This window comes from Pseudoalteromonas sp. SR45-5 (genome assembly GCF_014163565.1).
Classification (GTDB): Bacteria; Pseudomonadota; Gammaproteobacteria; order Enterobacterales; family Alteromonadaceae; genus Pseudoalteromonas; species Pseudoalteromonas distincta.
This window is the reverse complement of the sequence record NZ_JACJDN010000488.1, coordinates 1-3096: the sequence shown is the minus strand read 5'-3', so window position 1 is coordinate 3096 and position 3096 is coordinate 1. Positions and strand designations below refer to the sequence as shown.

Annotated in this window: 4 protein-coding genes and 1 tRNA gene; 3 read left to right on the top strand and 2 right to left on the bottom strand. The window is 38.4% G+C overall.

The genetic code is table 11. The features are described from left to right. Nucleotides 1–17 precede the first annotated feature (17 nt). Nucleotides 18–93, bottom strand: a tRNA-Ala gene (locus tag H5072_RS15530). Nucleotides 94–259: 166 nt separating this feature from the next. Between H5072_RS15530 and H5072_RS15525 the strand changes: the two genes are divergently transcribed. Continuing rightward, the gene (locus H5072_RS15525) at nt 260–655 is read left to right on the top strand and encodes a hypothetical protein (protein ID WP_182694033.1); all 396 of its coding nucleotides are present in this window, start codon (nt 260–262) and stop codon (nt 653–655) included. Between the two features lies 1 nt (nt 656). Beyond that, a complete protein-coding gene (locus H5072_RS15520) occupies nt 657–1157 on the top strand; it encodes a prolyl-tRNA synthetase associated domain-containing protein (protein WP_182694032.1) in 501 nt (166 codons plus the stop codon). Here the strand turns inward: H5072_RS15520 and H5072_RS15515 are convergent. Further along, nucleotides 1124–2272: an MFS transporter gene (locus tag H5072_RS15515; protein ID WP_182694031.1), complete on the bottom strand. Its 1149-nt coding sequence runs from the start codon at nt 2270–2272 to the stop codon at nt 1124–1126. The genes H5072_RS15520 and H5072_RS15515 overlap by 34 nt on opposite strands. 198 nt (nt 2273–2470) lie before the next feature. Between H5072_RS15515 and H5072_RS15510 the strand changes: the two genes are divergently transcribed. Beyond that, entirely contained in the window at nt 2471–3010 is a 540-nt protein-coding gene (locus tag H5072_RS15510; RefSeq protein WP_002957867.1) for a DUF2058 domain-containing protein, read from the top strand. The last annotated feature ends 86 nt before the right edge of the window (nt 3011–3096 follow it).

Sequence of the window (3096 nt, the reverse complement as noted above, 5' to 3'; positions counted from 1 at the left end):
GAAAAGGAGTAGGAAAGTGGTGGAGCTAAGCAGGATCGAACTGCTGACCTCCTGCGTGCAAGGCAGGCGCTCTCCCAGCTGAGCTATAGCCCCACATTCCTAAGTTACATATAATGTAACTGCTTGACTGCTGAGTTCCAAGCGGGACGAACTTTAAGTTTTTTTATAAATTTGGTCAAGTATTTTTTCGTAAATTTTCACTGTTTACGTCAATTTTTGTTAGACTCGGCTTAATTCAAAACTAAAACGATAAAAAACAATGAAAAAATGTGTTCTAGCGCTTATGGTTTTACTCGCTGGCTGTGCCTCAAATGATGAGCCGCCTTTTGAAATAAATAATAAACAGTTTCACGAAAAGCAAGATGATCAAGGCAATAAGCTTTTTGCTTATGTTGTTTCGGTAAAAGCTAAGCATCGTGAAAACTTTAACCTTGACCGTGGTTCTAATAAGAGACCAAGTCGTGGTGAGGTTAAGCAGTATATAGAGAAAGAGCATTTTGAAGAATCGAGCATTCTGAAGTTACAGCTAGAAGACCAAGCAGTTGAATTATTAAATCAAGAGCTAAAAGATCGTAAGTATTGCGACAATAAGCATGAAGTTAATGATGTTTTATGGCGAGATTTGAGTGTACAACTAAGAGGGCGTTGTTTGTAATATGTTGGCGGATAAAACTAAGTTAGCAGAGCTTTTGGCGCACCTAGATATTAACTATGATGTAATAGAGCATCCGCCGCTGCATACTAGCTTAGCGGCAGATGAGTTAATGATTGAGCGCCCAGGTACTCGTCTTAAAAACCTATTTTTACGCGATAACGAAGGCAAGCGACACTTTTTAGTTATTACAGCGCACAATAAGCAACTCGACTTAAAGGCACTATCAAAGCAACAAGGGCTTTCACGCTTAGGGTTTGCATCGAGTGAGCGGCTAGCTAAATATTTAAAAGTGGCTCCTGGGTGTGTATCTATGTTGGCTCTTTTAAATGATAAGCAAAACGAAGTGAGCTTATGGGTTGACCAAGATATTTGGCACGGTGATTTGTTTCATTGTCATCCGTTTGAAAACACCCAAACATGGTTGCTTAGTAAAGCTGATTTAGAAACATTTTTTAATTACACAAAGCATCAACCGCGCGTTGTATTTTTACCCTCAAAATAAGCCCACATAATTAACGATAAACCACATAAGCAAACCGCAAGCAGCGTAAACATAAACGCTGTTTGCCCATGATGTTGGTATACCACACCGGGTAATAACGACCCCAATGCGCCACCACTGTAATAAAACGATACATATCCGCCATTGGTTACACTTGGTGGGGCTTTACTGATTTTATTAACGAGCGGTGCGGCAGTTGAATGAATCACAAACATAGCACCACAAAACAAAGTAAATGCGATTAAAAATAAGCTAAGCTGATGGCTCATTAATAAAATAATACTCACACTATAAAAACTAAATACCGCAGTTAATAAATGCCAAGGCGAAGGGACTTTTTTAAGTAACCAAGGTGCAGCAATAGAGGCGAGGGCACCAATTAAATAACCACTGTAAACCAAACCTATGTCACGAGTATTGGTAATTAAAAACGTGTTTTGTAATATAAACGGTAAGTAGTTAAGTAGTGCCGCGAAACAAAAGAACATACAAAAAACGGCGCCGTAAACTTTAAGTACAGCGCCTTCTTTAAGTTGTTTAATGTAATCGAGTGGGGAGAGCTGCGACTGTTTAGCTGGGTTTGTAAAGCGAGAATGCTTAACTGTCAAAGCTAAGCAAATAAGCATAAAAGCAATTACGTAATAAAAGCTCTGCCAATTCCATAAGTCGCTAAACAAAGCGGCAAACACGCGTCCAAAGTAACCACCAACTATACTGCTACCAATATATAGGGTCATATTTTTTTGAAGTGTATCAGCGCTATAACTCATGCCTATATAGCTAGTCATTGCTGTTAAAGCTGCGGGGAGCGTTAAACCTTGTAAAAATCTGACTAATAATAAAAGCTCAAAGCTAGGTACATAAACAAAAAGTAAGCAGCTAAGGCCTAAAAGCACCATTGCAATACGTAATATAAGTAGTGGATTTATTTTTGCTAAAAATAAACCATAAACGAGCGGGGCAATGGCTAAGGGCAGCATAGTTGCAGTCATTAAGCTGCCAGCTACCGCAGGTGCTACATTAAATTCGCTCGCAAAAAGGCTAAGTAGGGGTTGCGGTGCATAAAGCACAAAAAATATAAATACCGAGCAAACGAGTAGATGAGGTAAACGCATTATATGGCTTGTGCATTTGCTGATTGGTTGCGTGGTATTGTATTAAAAATTGCTTTTAATTCATAATTAAAACCATAGTCATTGCGCTATATCATGGTTTGTTTAAACTAGTTTGCTAGATTAATGTCGATAGCGCTGTTATTTGAACTCGTTGGTGATTAAAATAGCGATAATATTAGTTTTTAGTGGAACAAAGTCATGGGTTCATTACAAGACCAATTGCTTCAAGCAGGATTAACAACATCGCATAATGCTAAAGTTGCTAAATCAGAAAAGCGTAAGCAACAAAAAAAGCAAAAGAAAGGGGCTACTAGCAACCCAAGTGATCTGCAAAAGCATATTCAACAAACCAAGCTAGAGCAGCAAAAAAAAGCTGAAGAGCTTAACCAAACACGCCAAGTGAGCTTAAAGCAGCGCGAACAAGAAGCGCGTGTTAAACAAATTTTAGAACACCACAACCAAGATGCTATTCGTGGTGAGCGCACATTTAATTTTACTTATCAAAACAAAGTAAAAAATATCGACGTGAACGAGAAAACGCAAAAAGCGTTATCGGGCGGTCGTTTAGCTATTTGTGTACTAGAAGGGCAATTTTACGTATTAGACGACGAACCAGCACGCAAAGTGGCTGAAGTTGACGAAAAGTATATTGTTTTTCATGTAGAGCCAGAAAACAAACCAAAAGATGAAGATGACCCATACGCAGACTTTGAAGTACCAGATGATATAGTGTGGTAATAGTTATTAAGGGTAAGCTCATTTTTATTTGCTAAAGTATATAAAAGTGAGATAGAAACGAGTTAGCGGTTTTTGGTTAAGTTGAT

Bases quoted from the DNA above. Each gene is read 5' to 3' on its own strand.
- H5072_RS15525 (WP_182694033.1), top strand. From the start codon at position 260: ATGAAAAAATGTGTTCTAGCGCTTATGGTTTTACTCGCTGGCTGTGCC.
- H5072_RS15510 (WP_002957867.1), top strand. From the start codon at position 2,471: ATGGGTTCATTACAAGACCAATTGCTTCAAGCAGGATTAACAACATCG.
- H5072_RS15520 (WP_182694032.1), top strand. From the start codon at position 657: ATGTTGGCGGATAAAACTAAGTTAGCAGAGCTTTTGGCGCACCTAGAT.
- H5072_RS15515 (WP_182694031.1), bottom strand. From the start codon at position 2,272: ATGCGTTTACCTCATCTACTCGTTTGCTCGGTATTTATATTTTTTGTG.